At 59.8% G+C, this 2,971-nt stretch carries 5 protein-coding genes and 1 pseudogene; 3 read left to right on the top strand and 3 right to left on the bottom strand.

The window, feature by feature from the left end:
* A partial coding sequence (locus ACO0LE_RS20125; RefSeq protein ID WP_422962106.1) for an Ig-like domain-containing protein occupies positions 1-329 on the bottom strand: 329 nt, incomplete at its 3' end.
* On the opposite strand from ACO0LE_RS20125, the gene ACO0LE_RS20120 reads away from it, so the two are divergent.
* On the top strand, positions 264-413 hold the full coding sequence (locus tag ACO0LE_RS20120; RefSeq protein ID WP_422962107.1) for a hypothetical protein: 150 nt from the start codon (positions 264-266) through the stop codon (positions 411-413). The genes ACO0LE_RS20125 and ACO0LE_RS20120 overlap by 66 nt on opposite strands.
* Complete coding sequence (locus tag ACO0LE_RS20115) at positions 406-591, top strand: hypothetical protein (protein ID WP_422962105.1); 186 nt, start codon at positions 406-408, stop codon at positions 589-591. Before ACO0LE_RS20120 ends, ACO0LE_RS20115 begins: the two co-directional genes overlap by 8 nt.
* A 30-nt stretch (positions 592-621) precedes the next feature.
* On the opposite strand, the gene ACO0LE_RS20110 is transcribed toward ACO0LE_RS20115, so the two are convergent.
* Complete coding sequence (locus ACO0LE_RS20110) at positions 622-1,461, bottom strand: hypothetical protein (protein WP_422962104.1); 840 nt, start codon at positions 1,459-1,461, stop codon at positions 622-624.
* Between the two features lie 27 nt (positions 1,462-1,488).
* Between ACO0LE_RS20110 and ACO0LE_RS20105 the strand changes: the two genes are divergently transcribed.
* Entirely contained in the window at positions 1,489-2,100 is a 612-nt protein-coding gene (locus ACO0LE_RS20105; RefSeq protein WP_422962103.1) for a hypothetical protein, read from the top strand.
* Positions 2,101-2,126: 26 nt separating this feature from the next.
* Here ACO0LE_RS20105 and ACO0LE_RS20100 read toward each other — a convergent pair.
* A pseudogene (locus ACO0LE_RS20100) lies at positions 2,127-2,971 on the bottom strand (RHS repeat protein); the annotation flags it as partial.

Genomic DNA, 2,971 nt, shown 5'->3' with positions numbered 1-2,971 from the left:
TCGACTTTGCTAATACTGCCGCCGGTGTCACTGGCGCTGGCGCTCAGGGTGACGGTGGCTTTGCCGGCGACACTGCTGTTGGCGGCCGGCGCGGTGAGGCTGACCACGGGCGGGTTGTTGACGATGATGGCGATGGCACTGGAGGTGGTGACCTGGTTGAGACTGTTGGTGGCTTTGGCGGTCAGGCTGTAGCTGCCGTTGGTGGCATTGGCCCAGGTGATGCTGTAGGGGGCGGTGGTGTCGGTGCCTAGTAAGGTGGTGCCTTGGTAGAAGTCGACTTTGCTGATGGTCGCTCCGGCGACATTGCTGGCGCTGGCGGTGATCGTGATGCTGGAGGGGGAGGCGTATTTGCTGTTGGCCACCGGGGCGGTAATACTCACGACCGGGGCGGCGATGGCGCAGGTCATGCCTAATAGTCCGGACAGACCCAGCAGGATAGAGAGGCATAAGGCCGGTGTGATAGTTGATGGTATGCGGCGTTGGAACACTATTTTTTCCCCTGACAGGCGGTCGGCTCGGGCCGACCGGATGATGCTGTTACGTGGCGATATGCCAGTGCCGCGGATGCTGGGCGGCGCGTTCTTTGATTAACGGTGGTGCGATGGCGTGTTCGGTCCTGACTTACTTCAGGACGACCACGGGGATATCGTCCAGATAGACGTAGTCGACATCATTACCGCCGCTACTTTCACTGAGGAGTTTGCCACTCTGATCGTAGTGATATTGGGTACTGGCTGCCGGACTACTCTTTTGTACGCGCTGTCCGAGTGCGTTGATCTGGTATTGCACGACGCCGGCGGCGGTGGTGGCAGTGATCATGCGACCTCGGGTGTCATAGGTAAATTGGGCGGTGCCGTTGTTGGTGGTGCTGCCGTTGGCGTCCATGGCAATCGGGCTGGTCTGGCTGCCCGCGACCTGGGTCAGGCGGTTGCTGCTGGTGCCGTAGCTGTAGGTGGTAGCAGCGGCGCCGACTGTCTGGGTGTTGCGGTTGCCTACCGGGTCATAGGTAAAGCTTTGACTTGCCTGGGGTGTCAGGTAGCTGGTGAGCCGGTCTAGGGTGTCATAGCCGTAGGTGGCTTGACGGGTGGTGCTGTTGACCTGGTTGATGCTGATGATGCGGTTGGCGGCATCGTAGCTGATGGCTTGTACCTGGTTGTTGAGAGTGTAGCTGGTAATACGTCCATCGAGGTCAAAGCCGCGGGTATAGGCTTGGCCTGTGCTGTTGAGATAGCCTTGGACGCCGCCAAAGGGGCGGTAGCTGACTTGACTCAGTAAGGTGGAGGCGATGCCGTCTTTGGTGGTGTCGATCTGGGTGGTGCGTCCCATGCTGTCGCGGGTGTAGCTGAGTCGCCGTCCGTTGGGATAGATGAGCAGGCTTAAGCGACCGGCATTGTCGTATTGGTAGCTAGTGGTACGTACCACGGGACTATTGTTGACGGTGATGGTGCGGGTGTCGGTCAAGAGACGTCCACGGGTGTCGTAGGTGTATTGAATCGTTCCTTGTGCATCGCTGATTTGCGTCAGACGACCTTTGGCGTTGGTGCCTTGGTCGTAGGTGTAATTAACGATGCTGCCGTCGTGGTAGGTGATGCGGGTGAGACGGTTCAGGACGTCATAGACGTAGCTGGTGATCTGCCCTTTGGCATCGGTTCGTGTCAGGATATTGCCGGCACTATCAACGGTGGTGCTGGTGGTGCCGGTGTCGGGACTGTTCAGACTGAGTTGATTGCCCAGGCCATCGAGGGTGTAGAGGGTACTGAGGTTGCGGGCGTCAGTGACCTGGATGAGGCGCCCTTGTCCGTCGTAGCGGTATTGGGTGACTTGGTTGTCCGGATCGGTCTGGCTGGTGAGGCGCCCCAGGGGGTCGTAGGTTTGCACACTGGCGGCATTGAGTCCGTTGGTGATCTTGGTGACATTGCCGACCGCGTCGTATTCGTATTTGGTGGTGGTGTTCTGGGCTGGGGCCTGCGCACTGACGCTGGTATAGAGACCAGCACCGCAGACGAGCAGACTGAGGCTGAGGATCCGGAGGGCCGGGGTCAGTGCAACGGGGTGCCGGGGGCGATGCGGGGTGGTCTGTACGGACATGGCGGAGCTTGAGATCATTGGATTAAGTGGAATCAGTATCATTGCGCCGCACCGGTGACTTGTTGCAGACGGCTCAGTGCATCGTAGATGCGGGTGATGTTGCGACTGAGGTTGCCGTTGCTGTCGGTGACGGTTTCGTTAAGGCGGTTGCCCATGTTGTCGAGGGTGTAGTGGATGCTGTTGCCGATGTTGTCGGTGATGGTGGTGAGACGGTGGGCGTCGTCGTAGGTGTAGCTGATCTGGCTGTTGTCTGGTAGCGTGACTTTGGTCATTTGTCCGACACCGTCATAGGTGTAGCTGGTGACTTCGGTGATGCCGTCGGCGCTGGTGATGCGGCTCAGTAACCAGCCACGCGGGGCGTAGGTCAGTGTGGTGACGAGTCCGTTGGGGTCGGTGATGGTGCCGACGTGGCCGTGGGGGTCGTAGCCCGATAAGGTGGTGACGTGACCGGCGGCATTGGTGACGCTGGTGAGGTTGCCTTGGTTGTCGTAGGTGTAGGTGGTCTTGTCGATGACGTCGGTGCGCGGGCCGGTGACGCTGAGGACTTGGCCGACATTGTTGTAGGTAGAGGTCCAGACCCGCGGGCTGCCAACAACGACTGCGGCCGCGCCCTGGCTGCCGTTGACGTCGGTGGTGGCTTGTTCGGTGCGTGTTAACACATTGCCGTTGCCGTCGTGGGTGTAGAGGGTGCGACGCAGGGGTTCGTTCACTTGTAGCGGAATCCGGTAGGTCGGGTGCCAGCTGGCCGTGATCGTTCTGGCGCTGGCCGTGCCACTACCTTCCACCCGGCTGGTTTCCAGATTCCGGCTCAGGTCGTAGCTGTAGCTGGTGACCGTCCCGTTGAAGTCCGTGCTGCTTGAAACGTTCCCGTTTGCGTCGTATG

Source organism: Undibacterium sp. Xuan67W (assembly GCF_049340165.1).
Lineage (GTDB): Bacteria > Pseudomonadota > Gammaproteobacteria > Burkholderiales > Burkholderiaceae_D > Undibacterium.
This window is presented reverse-complemented; position numbering and strand designations above follow the sequence as displayed.

Bases quoted from the DNA above. Each gene is read 5' to 3' on its own strand.
- ACO0LE_RS20115 (WP_422962105.1), top strand. From the start codon at position 406: ATGCCTAATAGTCCGGACAGACCCAGCAGGATAGAGAGGCATAAGGCC.